Annotated in this window: 18 protein-coding genes; 13 read left to right on the top strand and 5 right to left on the bottom strand. The window is 60.4% G+C overall.

Translation table 11 applies throughout. The features are described 5' to 3' along the window. Positions 1-281: 281 nt before the first annotated feature. Positions 282-647, bottom strand: coding sequence for a hypothetical protein (locus tag KGA82_RS24255; RefSeq protein WP_008030776.1), 366 nt, complete (start codon positions 645-647; stop codon positions 282-284). A 245-nt stretch (positions 648-892) separates the two neighbouring features. On the opposite strand from KGA82_RS24255, the gene KGA82_RS24250 reads away from it, so the two are divergent. After that, positions 893-1,711, top strand: a complete 819-nt coding sequence (locus KGA82_RS24250) for a shikimate 5-dehydrogenase (RefSeq protein WP_223452705.1) — start codon at positions 893-895, stop codon at positions 1,709-1,711. 215 nt (positions 1,712-1,926) lie between these two features. After that, complete coding sequence (locus KGA82_RS24245; protein WP_008042813.1) at positions 1,927-2,445, top strand: cupin domain-containing protein; 519 nt, start codon at positions 1,927-1,929, stop codon at positions 2,443-2,445. 129 nt (positions 2,446-2,574) lie between these two features. On the opposite strand, the gene KGA82_RS24240 is transcribed toward KGA82_RS24245, so the two are convergent. Next, the gene (locus KGA82_RS24240; protein ID WP_008030770.1) at positions 2,575-3,222 is read right to left on the bottom strand and encodes a YceH family protein; all 648 of its coding nucleotides are present in this window, start codon (positions 3,220-3,222) and stop codon (positions 2,575-2,577) included. A 309-nt stretch (positions 3,223-3,531) separates the two neighbouring features. Between KGA82_RS24240 and KGA82_RS24235 the strand changes: the two genes are divergently transcribed. Genes KGA82_RS24235 through KGA82_RS24215 form a run of 5 tightly spaced genes read left to right on the top strand, consistent with a single transcriptional unit; the run spans position 3,532 to position 7,644 of the window. After that, positions 3,532-4,509, top strand: a complete 978-nt coding sequence (locus KGA82_RS24235) for an NAD-dependent epimerase (RefSeq protein ID WP_223452704.1) — start codon at positions 3,532-3,534, stop codon at positions 4,507-4,509. A gap of 45 nt (positions 4,510-4,554) precedes the next feature. Further along, positions 4,555-5,295 carry a glycosyltransferase family 2 protein gene (locus tag KGA82_RS24230; RefSeq protein ID WP_223437868.1) on the top strand — a complete coding sequence of 247 codons (741 nt, stop codon included), beginning with the start codon at positions 4,555-4,557 and terminating at the stop codon, positions 5,293-5,295. Beyond that, positions 5,292-5,570 (top strand): lipid-A-disaccharide synthase N-terminal domain-containing protein, encoded by a 279-nt coding sequence (locus KGA82_RS24225; protein ID WP_008030764.1) that lies wholly within the window; start codon positions 5,292-5,294, stop codon positions 5,568-5,570. Before KGA82_RS24230 ends, KGA82_RS24225 begins: the two co-directional genes overlap by 4 nt. 3 nt (positions 5,571-5,573) lie before the next feature. Next, positions 5,574-7,094 carry an ArnT family glycosyltransferase gene (locus tag KGA82_RS24220; RefSeq protein ID WP_223452703.1) on the top strand — a complete coding sequence of 507 codons (1,521 nt, stop codon included), beginning with the start codon at positions 5,574-5,576 and terminating at the stop codon, positions 7,092-7,094. A 40-nt stretch (positions 7,095-7,134) separates the two neighbouring features. Then, positions 7,135-7,644 (top strand): DUF1993 family protein, encoded by a 510-nt coding sequence (locus KGA82_RS24215; protein WP_008030762.1) that lies wholly within the window; start codon positions 7,135-7,137, stop codon positions 7,642-7,644. Positions 7,645-8,632: 988 nt separating this feature from the next. On the opposite strand, the gene sstT is transcribed toward KGA82_RS24215, so the two are convergent. Then, positions 8,633-9,865 carry a serine/threonine transporter SstT gene (sstT, locus tag KGA82_RS24210; RefSeq protein ID WP_008033700.1) on the bottom strand — a complete coding sequence of 411 codons (1,233 nt, stop codon included), beginning with the start codon at positions 9,863-9,865 and terminating at the stop codon, positions 8,633-8,635. 279 nt (positions 9,866-10,144) lie between these two features. Between sstT and KGA82_RS24205 the strand changes: the two genes are divergently transcribed. Next, the gene (locus KGA82_RS24205) at positions 10,145-11,299 is read left to right on the top strand and encodes an MFS transporter (RefSeq protein ID WP_008033699.1); all 1,155 of its coding nucleotides are present in this window, start codon (positions 10,145-10,147) and stop codon (positions 11,297-11,299) included. Between the two features lie 3 nt (positions 11,300-11,302). Here KGA82_RS24205 and nhaR read toward each other — a convergent pair whose 3' ends face one another. Further along, positions 11,303-12,202, bottom strand: coding sequence for a transcriptional activator NhaR (gene nhaR / locus KGA82_RS24200; protein ID WP_008033698.1), 900 nt, complete (start codon positions 12,200-12,202; stop codon positions 11,303-11,305). A 135-nt stretch (positions 12,203-12,337) separates the two neighbouring features. On the opposite strand from nhaR, the gene KGA82_RS24195 reads away from it, so the two are divergent. Both KGA82_RS24195 and KGA82_RS24190 read left to right on the top strand, forming a co-directional pair. Continuing rightward, positions 12,338-12,580, top strand: a complete 243-nt coding sequence (locus KGA82_RS24195; RefSeq protein ID WP_008044162.1) for a hypothetical protein — start codon at positions 12,338-12,340, stop codon at positions 12,578-12,580. Between the two features lie 29 nt (positions 12,581-12,609). After that, on the top strand, positions 12,610-13,359 hold the full coding sequence (locus tag KGA82_RS24190) for a TerC family protein (protein WP_008044163.1): 750 nt from the start codon (positions 12,610-12,612) through the stop codon (positions 13,357-13,359). Between the two features lie 81 nt (positions 13,360-13,440). Here KGA82_RS24190 and KGA82_RS24185 read toward each other — a convergent pair whose 3' ends face one another. After that, positions 13,441-13,611: a hypothetical protein gene (locus tag KGA82_RS24185; protein ID WP_223452702.1), complete on the bottom strand. Its 171-nt coding sequence runs from the start codon at positions 13,609-13,611 to the stop codon at positions 13,441-13,443. A 167-nt stretch (positions 13,612-13,778) separates the two neighbouring features. Here KGA82_RS24185 and KGA82_RS24180 point away from each other — a divergent pair, with 167 nt between their 5' ends. The 3 genes from KGA82_RS24180 to KGA82_RS24170 all read left to right on the top strand — a co-directional run bounded on the left by KGA82_RS24180 (position 13,779) and on the right by KGA82_RS24170 (position 15,036). Continuing rightward, positions 13,779-14,507 carry a peptidase C39 family protein gene (locus KGA82_RS24180; protein WP_223452701.1) on the top strand — a complete coding sequence of 243 codons (729 nt, stop codon included), beginning with the start codon at positions 13,779-13,781 and terminating at the stop codon, positions 14,505-14,507. A gap of 96 nt (positions 14,508-14,603) precedes the next feature. Next, positions 14,604-14,810 carry a DUF6021 family protein gene (locus KGA82_RS24175; RefSeq protein ID WP_008033692.1) on the top strand — a complete coding sequence of 69 codons (207 nt, stop codon included), beginning with the start codon at positions 14,604-14,606 and terminating at the stop codon, positions 14,808-14,810. Between the two features lie 19 nt (positions 14,811-14,829). After that, the gene (locus tag KGA82_RS24170) at positions 14,830-15,036 is read left to right on the top strand and encodes a hypothetical protein (protein WP_223452700.1); all 207 of its coding nucleotides are present in this window, start codon (positions 14,830-14,832) and stop codon (positions 15,034-15,036) included. Positions 15,037-15,349: the final 313 nt, after the last annotated feature.

Below are 15,349 nucleotides of genomic sequence, written 5' to 3'. Positions count from 1 at the left end.
CCCCCTCGAGAGGCCGAGTGGAGGTTCTGCGCAGTGGGCAACCCGGCAAGGATGCCGGGTTAGCCGCCCCCGGCCATGGATGGCCGATGGCGGCGGGCCCACGGAGCAGGACCGGAGCGAGGGCATGCCGAGCCTAGGCGAGGCACCGAACGAAAGGGGCAAGAGCGCTTGGTTACTTGGCGCTTCTCCAAGTGACTCGCCGTAAGGGCGAAACCGCCAGCCGCCATCACCAAATAATGGATATAAACGCAGTCAAAACCCGCGGTTAGCGCCCGAGCCTGTTACCAGCGGCCATAACCATGGGGAGGCCCGTAATACCCGCGTGGCGGGCCGTAATAACCACGGGGAGGACCGTAGTAGACCGGCGGCGGGCCGTAATAACCCGGTTGTTGCACATAAACCGGTGCCGGCTGGTAATAAACCGGTGGCGGTTGCTGCACGTAAACCGGCTGTGGCTGCACGTAAACCGGTTGCTGCACATAAACCGGCCGGCCGCTATTGATGATGGCCGAACCGACGATGGCCGAGCCAACGATCGCGCCAAATACCGCTGGACCTTGCCACCCGCCACCGCCATGCGCTTCTGCCTGCCCTGCGATAGCAAGAGCACCGATCAGCAAGGCAACTGTGGGGATTTTACGGATCATGATAGTTCCTCGGTTCATCGACCCGGCGCTTGCGTCTGCAATAGACCCAAGGATTGTCGCGGGGATACTTCTAAGACAGCGTATTTCTGAAAATCAGCACAGCCGTTGGGTAAATTTTGTGTAAGGTCTGTACCGGCTTCCTTACCAACTTCGCTGCCACGAGCAGGTACGCGGATATGATCGATCAGAACGCGATGGCATGGCTAATCCCGTCCATCTGAAAGTGCAATTGAAGGAGATTTTTCATGCAGATGAACCCCAACAAAGACACCCAGCTGTGCATGTCCCTGTCGGGCCGCCCCGGGAACTTTGGCCTGCGATTTCACAATCATCTGTACGAACAACTTGGCCTGAATTTCTACTACAAGGCGTTCCGCAGCCAGGACCTGACCGGTGCCGTCGCAGGCATCCGCGCCCTGGGGATTCGCGGCTGCGGCGTGTCGATGCCATTCAAGGAAGCCTGCATTGCGCTGGTCGATGAACTGGACGCATCGGCTGCCGCGATTCAATCGATCAACACCATCGTCAATACGGACGGCCACCTCAAGGCTTACAACACCGATTACATCGCCATCGCTCAGTTGCTGGAAACCCACCAGGTGCCCAAGGCGTCGACTTTTGCCCTGCGCGGCAGCGGCGGCATGGCCAAGGCTGTGGCCAGTGCACTGCGCGATGGTGGCTACCAGAACGGCCTGATTGTGGCGCGCAACGAGCACGCCGGACGTGCCCTGGCTGAATCGCTGGGCTATGAATGGCAAGCCGAACTGGGCAGCCAGCGCCCGCAAATGTTGATCAACGTGACACCGATCGGCATGACCGGCGGGCCTGAGGCCGATCACCTGGCGTTCGATGCGCAAACGATCGCAGCAGCGCAGACTATCTTCGATGTGGTGGCGATCCCCTCGGAAACACCGCTGATCGTGCAGGGACGTGCCGAAGGCAAGCGGGTGATCACCGGACTGGAAGTGATCGCGATCCAGGCGCTGGAGCAGTTCGTGTTGTACACCGGCGTGCGTCCGACGCAGGAGCAGTTTCAGAAGGCGGTGGAATTCGCCCGCAGTTGAGGCCTTCCGCTATTTGTTGGCAGTACTGGCCTCATCGCGAGCGGGCTCGCTCCCACATTCGACCGAGTGCTTCCAGTAGAAATGCGATCAAATGTGGGAGCGAGCCCGCTCGCGATGGCTGCGACTCGGTATCCAGTCAGTCGCAGCAAATTTCCTATACTGCTCCCCAGCAAAACAAGACTTGCCACCCCATCAAACCGTGCCCGAGGTTTCCCATGCATCCCCCCATCCTCAACCTGCATCAGGTCGAACTCGAACCGCTGCCCGAAGCCCTCGCGCCCACCGGTGAAACCGCCGGCCGTTATCAACAGCGGATGGCTCGCGTCGGTCAGCAACTGGGTGCGCAAAAGCTCGGTTATCGCTTGTACGTGCTGGAACCGGGCATGCGCGGCAGCCCGTTTCACAGTCATCGGGTCAACGAGGAGATGTTCTACGTCGTCGCGGGGGAAGGGGAGATTCGTCTTGGCGCCGAGCGTTTTCCGATCCGCGCCGGTGACGTGATCGCCTGCCCGCCGGGCGGTCCGGAAGCGGCGCACCAGATCATCAACACCAGCAAGGCTGAACTGCGCTATTTGGCGGTCAGCACCCAGCAATCGCCGGAAATCTGCGAATACCCGGACTCCGGCAAGTACGCGGTGATGGACGACTTCAAGGTCGATGCCGAAGGCAATGCCTCGGGCTTCGTTGCCATCGCCAGACAGGCCGATGGCGTGGATTACTGGGACGGCGAGTAGCACTTCCTTTGTGGGAGCGAGCGATGCGGCGATCCGACTTGCCCGCGAAAGCAATTCAACGTCCAACATTGTGTCGAATTGGAAATCGCCTTCGCGGGCAAGCCTCGCTCCTACAGGAGATCGTGGCGGTTACTCGAGGCGTGCCAGGCGCTCTTCCAGCGCTGCAATCCGCGCTTCGAGCTCTTCGATGCGTTCTACCGACACGCCGCTGCCGCCACCACGCTCCACCGGATTCTGTCGCGCCGCGAGGATCGCTTCGATGTCCGCCGGATCACCCAGCGCATGCATGTAGCGGTCTTCACGCTGCCCCGCCTGGCGCGGAATCAGTAGCGCCAGACCGCGCGCAATCAGCCGTTCAAGCTGATGCACAACCTGCTCGGCATCTTCGAACTCATGCATGCGGCCGCTGCGGGTCAGCAGTTCGTTGACCGTCTGCGGACCACGCAAAAACAGCAGTCCCGTCAGAATCACCTGCGCCGGCACCAGTTCCAGTGCCTTGTCGACCTTGTGCTCCCAGCGGTCGGCACGACTGCCCATCACCAGTTTGGCGAAGCCGCGACCTTCGAGGGCGCGCAGGCTCTGGCCGACCTGGCCCTGGGTGAGGTTCATCACCGGTTCGCGGCTGGTTTTCTGGTTGCAGGCAATCACCAGGGCATTGAGGGTCAGCGGATAGGTTTCCGGGCTGGTGGCCTGTTTCTCGATCAGCGAACCCAGAATGCGGATTTCTGTGCTGTTGAGCCGTGGCTCGTCGAAGGTTGTTTCTTGCTCAATGCTCATGATGCTGCGTCCTTACCTGATTCATATTCTTCTTCAGCTGGCATGCACTTTAGATGGGCGGGCGCCAATGGCAACTGAATTCGTCGCGTCCCCCGGCAATGGTCATAAAAGCTACATCAATCCATAACGCGATTTTTACAATTCGACGGGCACCGTATGCATGGCCGCGCGATGACGGTCGCGCCTGAGGGGCGCGGCGTCAGAGCGTATCGACGACGTCACTGGCCTTACTGACTGCAACCGGGAGCAAGGCATGACGCTGACGTTGGAATCGACTGGCAATAATGCGCTGATCGGCGCGCACCTGCCATGACCGTACTGGTCACCGGCGCCGCGGGTTTCATCGGTTTTCACACGGTCAAGCGCCTGTGTGAGCAAGGCCTTGAAGTGGTCGGCATTGATAACCTCAACGACTACTACAGCGTGGCGCTCAAACACGCTCGGCTCAAGGAGCTGCGAGCCTTGTCGGGCTTTCGTTTCCAGACGCTGGATATCGTCGACAAACCTGCCTTGATGGCGTTGTTCAAGGATCAGCGCTTCACAGATGTCATCCATCTGGCGGCCCAGGCGGGTGTTCGCTACTCGCTGGACAACCCGGACGTGTACGCGCAATCGAACCTGACAGGGTTTTTGAATGTGCTGGAGGCCTGCCGGCACCATCGCCCGGACCATCTGATTTATGCCTCGAGCAGTTCGGTGTACGGCACCAACAGCAAGTTGCCATTCAGCGTCGAAGACGCCGTCGATCACCCGGTTTCGCTGTACGCGGCGAGCAAGCGCGCCAATGAGCTGATGGCCCACAGCTACTGCCATCTCTACGGGCTCCGGGCCAGCGGCCTGCGGTTTTTTACCGTGTACGGACCTTGGGGCCGCCCAGACATGGCGCTGTTCAAGTTCACCGACGCGATCCTCAACGATCGCCCCATCGACCTCTACAACCAGGGCTTGATGTCGCGGGATTTCACCTACATCGACGACATCGTCGAAAGCATCGTCCGCCTGCGTCCACGCCCGCCGTTGCCGGAGAACGCCGGGGAGGGCGTCAACCGGATTTTCAACATCGGGCGCGGCACGCCGGTGGCGCTGCTGGATTTCGTCGAATGCCTGGAGGCCGCGCTGGGCCGGCCTGCCCGGCGCAACTTGATGCCGATGCAGGCGGGCGATGTGCACAGGACCTGGGCGGATGTGTCGGCATTGGCGCAGTGGGTCGATTTTCGTCCGCACGTGACGGTCGAGGCCGGCGTCGGGCAATTCGTGAAGTGGTATCGCCACTTTTATCAGCGCTGAAGCGTTGATCTTCGAACATAAAAATTCAGGAAAACAGGGGCCTCCATGAGCCAGGACTTATTTGTATCCGTGCTGATTCCGGCAAAGAACGAAGCGAGCAATCTCACCGCGCTGCTGGAAGAAATCCGCGTCGCGCTGGCGGATGAAGCGTATGAAGTCATCGTCGTCGACGATGGCAGCACTGACACCACGTTGCAGGCGTTGCGGCAGACCCGGCAAAACGGGCTGAACACGCTGCGCATCCTGCAACATGAACGTTCGTTGGGGCAGAGCACGTCGCTCTATCACGCCGCGCTCGCCGCTCGTGGCCAATGGCTGGCAACCCTCGATGGTGACGGGCAAAACGACCCTGCGGACATCCCCGGCATGCTGGCGCTGGTGCGCCGTGAGCCGGCAGCCGCCGACCTGCAATTGGTCGCCGGGCACCGGGTCAACCGTCGCGACACTGCCAGCAAGCGCTGGGCTTCGCGGTTTGCCAACGGGTTGCGCCGACGCATGCTCAAGGATCAGACGCCGGACACCGGCTGCGGGTTGAAACTGATCCAGCGTGCGGCGTTCCTGCGTTTGCCGTACTTCGACCATATGCACCGCTTCATCCCCGCGCTGATCCAGCGCCACAACGGCCGCATGCTCACCCACCCGGTCAATCATCGACCGCGCACGGCCGGTGTCTCCAAATACGGCAACATCGACCGCGCGCTGGTGGGGATTCTCGACCTGATCGGTGTCTGGTGGCTGATCCGGCGCACACGTCTGAACACCCGGCCGCAGGAGATCGAAGGATGAATCTGTCCCGCGAAACCCTGTGGCTGGTGGTCGGATTCAGCGGCCAGATCGCCTTCACCGGACGCTTTGTCCTGCAGTGGCTGTACAGCGAATACAAAAAACGCAGCGTGATACCGGTGAGCTTCTGGTACCTGAGCATCATCGGCAGCGCACTGTTGTTCGCGTACGCCATCTATCGACAGGACCCGGTGTTCATCATCGGCCAGGCGTTCGGTTCCATCGTCTATTTGCGCAACCTGCAATTGATTGCCCGCAGCAAAACCTTGAAGGACTGACCCATGCGCCGAACCCTTTCACCCGGCATCGAATGCCTGGGGCTGATGCTGCTTGCTCTGTTGCTGGTCGGCGCGGGGCTCGGGTTGCGCCAGCCGCAGAATGTGGACGAGGAGCGGTTCCTCGGCGTGGCGCTGGAAATGCTGCACAACGGGTCGTGGTTGATTCCCCATCGCGCCGCCGAGATTTACGGCGATAAACCACCGATATTCATGTGGACCGTGGCGTTTTTCACCTGGATCACCGGGATGCCCGCCATTGCCCTTTACGTGCCGGGGCTGCTGTCTGCCACCTCGGTCACGGCGATGCTCTACGACTTGGGTCGCAAGCTTTGGAACCAACGAGCCGGTCGGACGGCCGCGCTGCTGTACCTGGCGACCTATCAGACCTACAGCATTCTGCGCACCGGCCAGATCGACAGTTTTCTGATCCTGTTCACCTCGCTGGGCCTGTACGGTCTGGCCCGACACCTGCTGCTGGGGCCGGCCTGGCGCTGGTTTTACGTGGGCTGCGCGGCGATGGGGATCGGCGTGATCACCAAAGGGGTCGGCTTTGTGCCGGCGTTGATGCTGATCCCGTATGCCTACGCGGTGCGCAAAGGTTGGTCCGGCGTGGTGGCGATGCCGGGCGAAGCGCGCAAATGGTGCCTGGGTGTTGTGGTGCTGCTCGGTGCCGTGGGCATCTGGCTGCTGCCCTTGGCGCTGTCGATCGTGCTCAATGGCGGTGCTGAGGAAATTGCCTACGTGCGGGAAATCCTGCTGCGCCAGACGGCGGGGCGTTATGCGGCTGCCTGGGATCACCGGGAGCCGTTCTGGTACTTCTTCGTCAGCGTCATTCCGCAATATTGGTTGCCGCTGGTGCTCGCGCTGCCGTGGCTGATCCCCGCCTGGCGCCGGCAATTACGCAAGCGCGATGGTCGCGTGTTGGTGCTGCTGGGTTGGGTGGTGCTGGTGGTGCTGTTTTTCTGCCTGAGCAGCGGCAAGCGCAAGTTGTACATTTATCCGGCACTGCCGGGATTGGTGCTGGTCGCCGCGCCGCTGATTCCGTGGCTGTTCAAGCGCTGGTTCCGTCAACGCCAGCTGGGGTGGCGGATTTTTCAGGGGGTGGCGGTGCTCTGGTTCACGCTGTGGTTTGCCCGAGGGTTCATCGAGCCGGTCAAGGACGGCGCCAATCCCCACGAGGCGTTGATGGCGCAGGCGGCGACCATGACTCGGGGCGCAGACCTGGTGTTGGTCCACTGGCGCGAGGGCCATTGGTTGTTCGCAAGGCAGCCGATCGTGCATTTCGGCATGATCGGTTCAACGGTCGAGCAGGCGGCGCAGTGGTTGCGTGAACATCCTCAGGCGTACGCGTTGGTGCCGGATGATCAGCTCGGTCAGTGCTTCAATCCGCAGGCTGCCCGCGAGTTGGGCGAAACCTCCCGGGCGCAATGGTCGATCGTCGGTGCCGACGCCGACAACGGCAATTGCCATCCTGGTCCGCCGGCCCATATCTATCGCTTCACCTGGGACCGTGCATCGCTATAATCGACCCCACGTTTTACTCCTGTCACCACACGAGACTGCCATGACCATTTCCCTGTACGACGCTTCCGTCCCTGTTTTCAAACAAATGCTCAACGCCCTGAGCGACGTTCTGAACAAGGCTGAAGCCCACGCCACCGCCAAGAACATTGATCCGAACGCTTTCCTGCAAGCCCGTCTGTACCCGGACATGTTCCCGCTGGTGCGTCAGGTGCAGATCGCCGTTGATTTCGCCAAGGGTGTTTCTTCGCGTCTGGCCGAGATCGAAGTGCCGAAGTACGACGACACTGAAACCACCTTCGCCGAGCTGCAAGCGCTGCTGACCAAGGTTCTGGCCTACATCGGCGAGATCAAGCCTGAGCAGATCAATGGCAAGGAAGGCATCGAGATCATCACCCGTCAGGGCACGCCGAAAGAGAAGCGCTTCAGCGGCCAGGCTTACTTGCTGAGCTACGGTCTGCCGCAGTTCTTCTTCCACGTCACTACCGCTTACGCATTGCTGCGTCATAACGGTGTGGAAGTGGGCAAGCGCGATTACATGGGCGCGTTCTAAACCGCCCGGGTACAAAAAAGCCCGCCAAGGTTTGCGCCTTGGCGGGCTTTTTATTGTTCTTGTGGGAGTGGGCTTTTGGTTTTTTGTCTGGGGACATATCCGTTTTTTCGGTTGCGGCGGCTATTGGTTTCGCCCTTACGGCGAGTCACTTTGGAAAAGCCCCAAAGTAACCAAAGGGCTCTTGCCCCTTTCGTTCGGTGCCTCGCTAATGCTCGGCATGCCCTCGCTCCGGTCCTGCTCCGTGGGCCCGCCGCCATCGGCCATCCATGCCGGGTTGCCCACTGCGCAGAACCTCCACTCGGCCTCTCGAGGGGGCGACTACCGCCACCGCAGCCGAGGCGGCCTGAAAGCCGACCTGGCTCTTTGGTGCGCGCGTTCCCTCATTCCGGATATGTACACCTATCCCCTGTAGGAGCCGGCTTGCTGGCGATGGCGTCCGTCCAGCCAATACATACGTTGACTGACCCACCGCTATCGCCAGCAAGCCGGCTCCTACAGGGGATCGTATTTATCCAGACACCTACGCATTTCCCTTGTAGGAGCCAGCTTGCTGGCGATGGACGTCAACGATAACGCGGGCTGTCTGAATGAACGCGTTGTCCGGTCGTTTTTCGCGGGCAAGCCTCGCTCCTACAGGGAATCGCGTTTGCTTTTGATTTCCACCACTCATCAGGCCGAGCGTTAGCTCGCCTTCCGCTTTTGATCTGAGCGCCCCCTCGAGAGGCCGAGTGGAGGTTCTGCGCAGTGGGCAACCCGGCATGGATGCCGGGTTAGCCGCCCCCGGCCATGGATGGCCGATGGCGGCGGGCCCACGGAGCAGGACCGGAGCGAGGGTATGCCGAGCATTAGCGAGGCACCGAACGAAAGGGGCAAGAGCCCTTTGGTTACTTTGGGGCTTTTCCAAAGTGACTCGCTGTAAAAGCGAAACCAATAGCCGCCGTTACCGAAGAAACGGATATGCCCCCAAACCAAACCACCAAACCACGCGTCACGCCAAACGCTGAGCCTTCTCGTCCTCACCCAAACAAGCCGCCGCCGTAAACAACACATCAGTCGAAGAATTCAGCGCAGTCTCCGCCGAATCCTGCAACACACCAATAATGAAACCAACCGCCACCACCTGCATCGCGATCTCGCTCGGAATGCCGAACAGACTGCACGCCAGTGGAATCAGCAACAACGAACCGCCCGCCACACCCGAAGCGCCACAGGCACAAATCGCCGCAACGACACTCAGCAAGATGGCCGTCGGAATGTCCACGGCAATACCCAGCGTATGCACAGCCGCCAGGGTCAGTACGGTAATGGTGATCGCAGCCCCCGCCATGTTGATCGTCGCACCCAGCGGAATCGAAACCGAATAAGTGTCCTCATGCAGACCCAGGCGCTTGCTCAGTTCCAGATTGACCGGAATATTCGCCGCCGAGCTGCGGGTGAAAAACGCCGTAATGCCACTTTCACGCAAACACATGATCACCAGCGGATACGGGTTGCGACGCAGCTTCCAGAACACGATCACCGGGTTCATCACCAGCGCCACAAACAGCATGCAACCCAGCAACACCGCCAGCAGATGCGCGTAGCCGATCAAGGCACCGAAACCGGAAGTGGCGAGGGTCGACGCCACCAGGCCGAAAATCCCCAGCGGCGCAAAACGGATCACCAGGCGCACGATCAGGGTCACGCCGTTGGACAAGTCGCCGAGCACTTCACGCGTGGTGTCACCGGCGTGGCGAATGGCGACGCCCATGCCGATGGCCCACGCCAGAATGCCGATGAAATTGGCATTCATCAGCGCGCTGACCGGGTTATCCACCACGCTCAGCAGCAGACTTTGCAGCACTTCGCCGATACCGCCCGGCGCCGTCACCGCGACGTCGTGGGTGGACAGCACCAGGCTCGACGGGAACATCATGCTGGCCACGACCGCGACCACGGCCGCCGCAAACGTGCCCAGCAAGTACAGAAACAGAATTGGGCGAATGTGGGTTTCCTGGCCGTGCTTGTGGTTGGCGATCGACGCCATGACCAGCACGAACACCAGAATCGGCGCGACGGCTTTCAGCGCCGAGACGAACACTTTGCCGATGAACGCAGTGGACTTCGCCACGTCCGGCGCAACCAGCGCCAGGGCAATCCCGGCGAGCAGGCCGATGATGATTTGCGTAACCAGGCTCAAGCGTTTCAAGCGTTGCAATAGCGAAGGGGATGAAGCAGTCATAAAACGGCATCTCTGATTTTATTAGGTGCGGGGTGTCGCGACATCGCGGCCATTAAAGGGCGGATGAACAGGGTGTACGAATCGCAGGGCGCGGACTTTATCACAGCGTCGTCCGCATCCCTCAGACCTGTGACGATCTGCCACCCGCCTGCTAAACGCGATGTGCAGGTTCGTGCAACCGCCTTTGGAAACACTCTGTTAAGATTGCGCATCCTCATTTTCATGTCTGCCAGTGAGCCTTCGGGCTATCGCTGGTGTTGTCGTTTTCTGGAGTTCTGCATGCTGTTGCCCATCCTTCTGTTGTCCGCCGCCGGTTTCACGGTGCTGACCACGGAATTCATCATCGTCGGCCTGTTGCCGGCAATCGCCCGGGATCTTGAAGTGACCATCCCCCAGGCCGGTTTGCTGGTGACGTTGTTCGCCTTCACTGTCGCCGCGTTCGGGCCGTTCCTGACCGCGTACTTCGCCCGGTTCGAACGGCGCAAGCTGTTCATCTCGGTGTTGATCATGTTCGGTCTGGCCAACACCCTCGCGGCGTTTGCGCCGAACATCTGGGTAATGGCCGTTGCGCGGTTGATCCCCGCGCTCGGGCTGCCGGTGTTCTGGGCCCTGGCCAGTGAGACGGCGGTGGACATCGTCGGGCCGGATTACGCCGGACGCGCCATTGCCAAGATCGGTTTCGGCATCGTTTGCGCAACGGTGTTCGGTATTCCGGTGGGTACGTTGATTTCCGATGCGTTCGGCTGGCGCAGCGCCTTCGGCATTCTGGCGGTGATCGCGTTTGCCAAGGCGTTGCTGCTGTTTATCTACCTGCCGAAAACCAGTCTGCACCAGCATCAGGTGAGCTTCCGTTCGCAGTTCAAGATCCTGCGCAGCCCGTTGATGATCGGGCACGTGTTGCTGTCGATCCTGGTGTTCAGCGGCATGTTTACCGCTTACACCTATCTGGCTGACATTCTTGAGCGGCTGGCCGGTTTCAACGGCACCGTGGTGGGTTGGTGCCTGATGGGCTTCGGCGCGGTGGGCCTGATCGGCAACTCGCTGGGCGGTCGCGCGGTGGATCGTCATCCGCTGATCGCTTCCGTGACGTTCTGCGCGTTCATGATCGCCGGCATGGTGACGCTGGTTCCGAACATCCATTCGCCGCTGGGTCTGGCGGCGGCAATGGGCATTTGGGGCGTGACACAAGCGGCGTTGTTCCTGGTCAGCCATGTGCGTTTGATGAAAGCCGCACCTGAAGCACCGGCGTTTGCCGCGTCGCTGAACATCGCCGGCGCCAACCTCGGCATCGGTCTGGGCGCGATGGTCGGCGGTCGGGTGATCGACAGCGTTGGCCTGGGTGGGCTTGGCTTTGCGGCGGCCGGTTTTATTCTGATCTCGATCCTGTTGGCCATGGCGCTGATGACCTTCAAACCCCGCGAAGTCTGCGCCTGACCCTCATATCTCGGTGAACAGCTCGCGTCGGGCACCTTCGGTAATCGCAACGATGCCGGGGTGCTTGACCTTGCGCTCCACCGAAATGGCGTAGAACGACTCGGTCACGGCGTCGGTCTGGCCAATCAATTCCACGCCGCACTGACGCTTCACTTCATCGGCAATCACGCTCGGGCCGATGAAAATTCCGCTGCCGGACTGACCGAAGGCCTGCATCAACGCGCTGTCGTCGAACTCGCCGACGATGCGCGGCTGAATCTGCTGCTCGGCAAACCAGCGTTGCAAACGACTGCGCACCACGGTTTCCGGCCCCGGAATCAGCAGCGGTGCGCCGTGCAGGCTGCGCGGGAAATCCTGGCCGTACTGCGCCGCCAGTTCGGCGGTGGCGAAGAAACTGATTCCGCATTCCCCGAGTTTCTGGCTGTAGCCCTTGATGTCGAGGTGCGACGGCATCGGGCTGTCGGAAATCACCAGGTCCAGGCGTTGAATCGCCAGGTCGGCGAGCAAGCGTTCGAGTTTGTCTTCGCGGCAGGTAATGCGCAGCGGTTCGCTCAGCTCCATGGTCGGCGCGATCAGGCGATAGACGATGGATTTGGGCACCACATCAGCCACGCCAACCCGAAACAGAATCTGTTGCTCATTGGGTTGCGCCCGCAGCATCAGCTCCAATTCACCACCGAGCTGAAACATCTGCTCGGCGTAGGGCAGGGTCTGGCGTCCAGCTTCGGTGAGTTCCAGCTGTCGGCCGACCCGACGAAACAACTCGATGCCATACGTTTGTTCGAGCAAGGAAATCTGCCCGCTGATGGTTTGCGGCGTCAGGTTCAGCTGTTCGCAGGCGCGCACGATGCTGCCGGTCTTGGCCACGACCCAGAAGTAATGCAGTTGTCGATAGTTGAGCATGGCGACCTACAGTTCGTGAAAACCGAAGTATAACCGCTAAAAATACGAATTTTCCTGAAGTGTTTGCCTCCCTAGAATGCCTCGCTATCAACGGGCCATCGTTTCGGCCCGTTTTGTTCTATCGAGGAAAGCATCATGAAGCTTAAAACCACGGCACTGTTGATTGCGTCTTTACTGGTGCTGGCCGGTTGCGACCAGGCCGAAAAAAGCGCTCAGCAACTGATGGGCAAGGCTGCCGAATCCGCCAAGCAAGCGATTGACGACACCCACAAAGCCGCCGAGCAAGCGCTCAGCGATGCCACCAGCGGGTTGATCAGCAAGAAAGAATCATCGGGCGACGACAAAGAGAAAACCGAATCGTCGTCCCAGGAAATCTAAACCGTCTTAAAACGAGTCAGGACTGACCCATGGAATACCTTTTAGAACTTGCTGCAAGCCCCACCGCCTGGGTCGCCCTGGCCACGCTGGTGGTGATGGAAATCGTGCTCGGCATCGATAACCTGATCTTCATCTCGATCCTGACCAACAAACTGCCGGAACAGCATCGGCAGAAGGCGCGGCGCATCGGTATCGGCATGGCGCTGATCCTGCGACTGGCACTGCTGAGCACCATCGCGTTCATCGTCCAGTTGACTGAGCCGGTGATCGAGATCCTCGGCCACGCGTTCTCCTGGAAGGACATGATCCTGATCGCCGGCGGCCTGTTCCTGTTGTGGAAGGCGACCACCGAGATCCATCACAGCATGGACCCGGCGCCGGAAGATCCGAAGTCGGCGACCTCGACCGTGACCCTGGGCTTTGCTGCCGCGATCGGTCAGATCCTGATGCTGGACATGGTGTTCTCCATCGACAGCATCATTACCGCTGTCGGCATGACCGAGCATTTGCCGATCATGATCATCGCGGTGGTGGTGTCGGTGCTGGTGATGTTGTTGGCGGCTGACCCATTGGCCAAGTTCATCAACGACAACCCGACGGTGGTGATGCTGGCGCTGGGCTTCCTGATCATGATCGGCATGACGCTGATCGCCGAAGGCTTCGGCGCCCACGTACCGAAAGGCTACGTCTACGCAGCCATGGCGTTCTCGGCAACGATTGAAGGCTTGAACATGATGTCGCGACGGGCCAAGCAGAAGCGAATTGCCGCTGAAGCGTAACCTGGGCTGAAACGAAAACGGCCGCCTGCACTCGCAAGAGTCCAGGCGGCCGTTTGTATTCGGGGTAGTAAAAAGTGCCCGTCAGTGCGCGGTGGCGTGACGTGCACCTGGTTTATCGGTTTTCGTTACCCGAGCCGGCTGGGCGGGGTGGTGATGGTGTCGGCGGGCAATTCGCAGGACTCCCCACAACATGGCGGCGGCAACAGCCAGCCAACTGAAAATCAACATCACAATGGTCATTGTCAGGCTCATCAGTGCCTCCTCTTCGCCCTGCTTCGGGCACACACGCTTTGCAAGTGACAGTCTAGTCGCTGCCATGTTGCAGGCTATTGACCAAAGGTCGGTGCCGACCAATCAGTTCGCTCTATCGAACGCAATCAACTGCCGGTTAAGGCTATACCGCTGTCGCGCGGCGTCCTATGATCAACGGCCAAGCCGGGAGCACGGACACCTGGCGTCTGAACAAGAGAGTGATGATGGTGCGGGTATTTTCGCGAATTCGAACGGCAGCCCTGATTGCTGGCTGTGTTGCAGGTCTGGCTGGCTGCGCGGGCAGTGTGGCGCCGGAGGTCAAGCGTCTGCCGGAACGCGTGGAACTCAGCGGGACGTTCTACCGTGGGCAAAGCTTTCAAAGCGGGCCCCAGGTGCTGGCCAGTCTGTTGGCCCAGCAGGGCATCGTGATTACCCCGGGGTTGCTCGAAAAGCCTTTGCACCTGCCGGGCGCCGAAGCGCAATTGCAGCAGAACATGCAGAACCTCGCCCGCGAGTACGGGATGGTCGTTTACCCACTCGACAGCCATTTGCCTGCGCTGCTGACCCAGGTTGCGGCGGGTTACCCGGTGATGGTGCGCTTCACTGAAGGCTCGGCGTTCTGGGCTGAACCGCGTTACGCCATTCTTGCCGGGTACAACCGTCAGAAGCGGACTGTGCTGCTGCGCTCGGGAATGAATCGTCGGGAGTTGATGAGCTTCAGCTCGTTTGAGTCGTCGTTCAAGGATGCGGGTGGTTGGGCGGTGCTGATCCAGAAACCGGAGCAGATTCCGGCCAACGTTGATCAGTCGCGTTGGTTGAAAGCGGCGAATGATCTGGCTCAGGCCGGCCAGGAGCAGGCCGCTGCACGTGCGAAGAAGGCGCTGACTTCGCCGTAAGCTTCCCGTTCGTCATCTGCCCGGCACTGCCACTTGCGATTGGCCTTTAAAGGATAAGGGCCCGGATGTTTCCGGGTCCGTTCCAAGGAGGCGCCCATGACACATCCCACTTCACCCTCCGGCCCGCACTCGTCCGAGCATTCTTCAGGCAATGAGTTGGGTTTCGATCCGGATTCACCGGACCTTGCCGACCCTCAGGTCGACCCCATCGGACCTGCCAGGGCGCCCAGGGACGTTAAACCGGGCGAGGCGGGCAAGGCTCCCGCCAAACCTTACGACCCGCTCGCGAATTTGAAACCCTGACATTCAGTGTGAGGTGCGTATGTCTACTGATTCGAGTTTTGACGACAAGCGTCCGGACAGTGTTCCAACCACTGTGGAGGATGATATTGATCCTGTGATGGATCCGGACAGTCCGATGCGTGATCCGTTGGTCAGGCCGGTGGTGAGGCCGGTGGTGAGGCCAAGGGATCCGAGTGCGGGGGATGGTATTCCGGATGATGATCAGATGCCGTTGCCGAATGATTGAGGTTTTCGGTTTGGCGTTCAGTGGGTTGGGGGTATATCCGTTATTGCGGTAACGGCGGCTATTGGTTTCGCCCTTACGGCGAGTCACTTTCGAAAAGCGCGAAAGTAACCAAAGCGCTTCTGCCCCTTTCGTTCGGTGCCTCGCTCCGGTCCTGCTCCGTGGGCCCGCCGCCATCGGCCATCCATGGCCGGGGGCGGCTAACCCGGCATCCATGCCGGGTTGCCCACTACGCAGAACCTCCACTCGGCCTCTCGAGGGGGCGACTACCGCCACAGCCGCCGAGGCGGCCTGAAAGCCGACCTGGCTCTTCAGT

The sequence above is a fragment of the Pseudomonas sp. BF-RE-22 genome (assembly GCF_019956155.1).
Lineage (GTDB): Bacteria > Pseudomonadota > Gammaproteobacteria > Pseudomonadales > Pseudomonadaceae > Aquipseudomonas > Aquipseudomonas migulae.
Note: the sequence above shows the minus strand (reverse complement) of the source record. Positions and strands in the feature narration are given on the sequence as shown.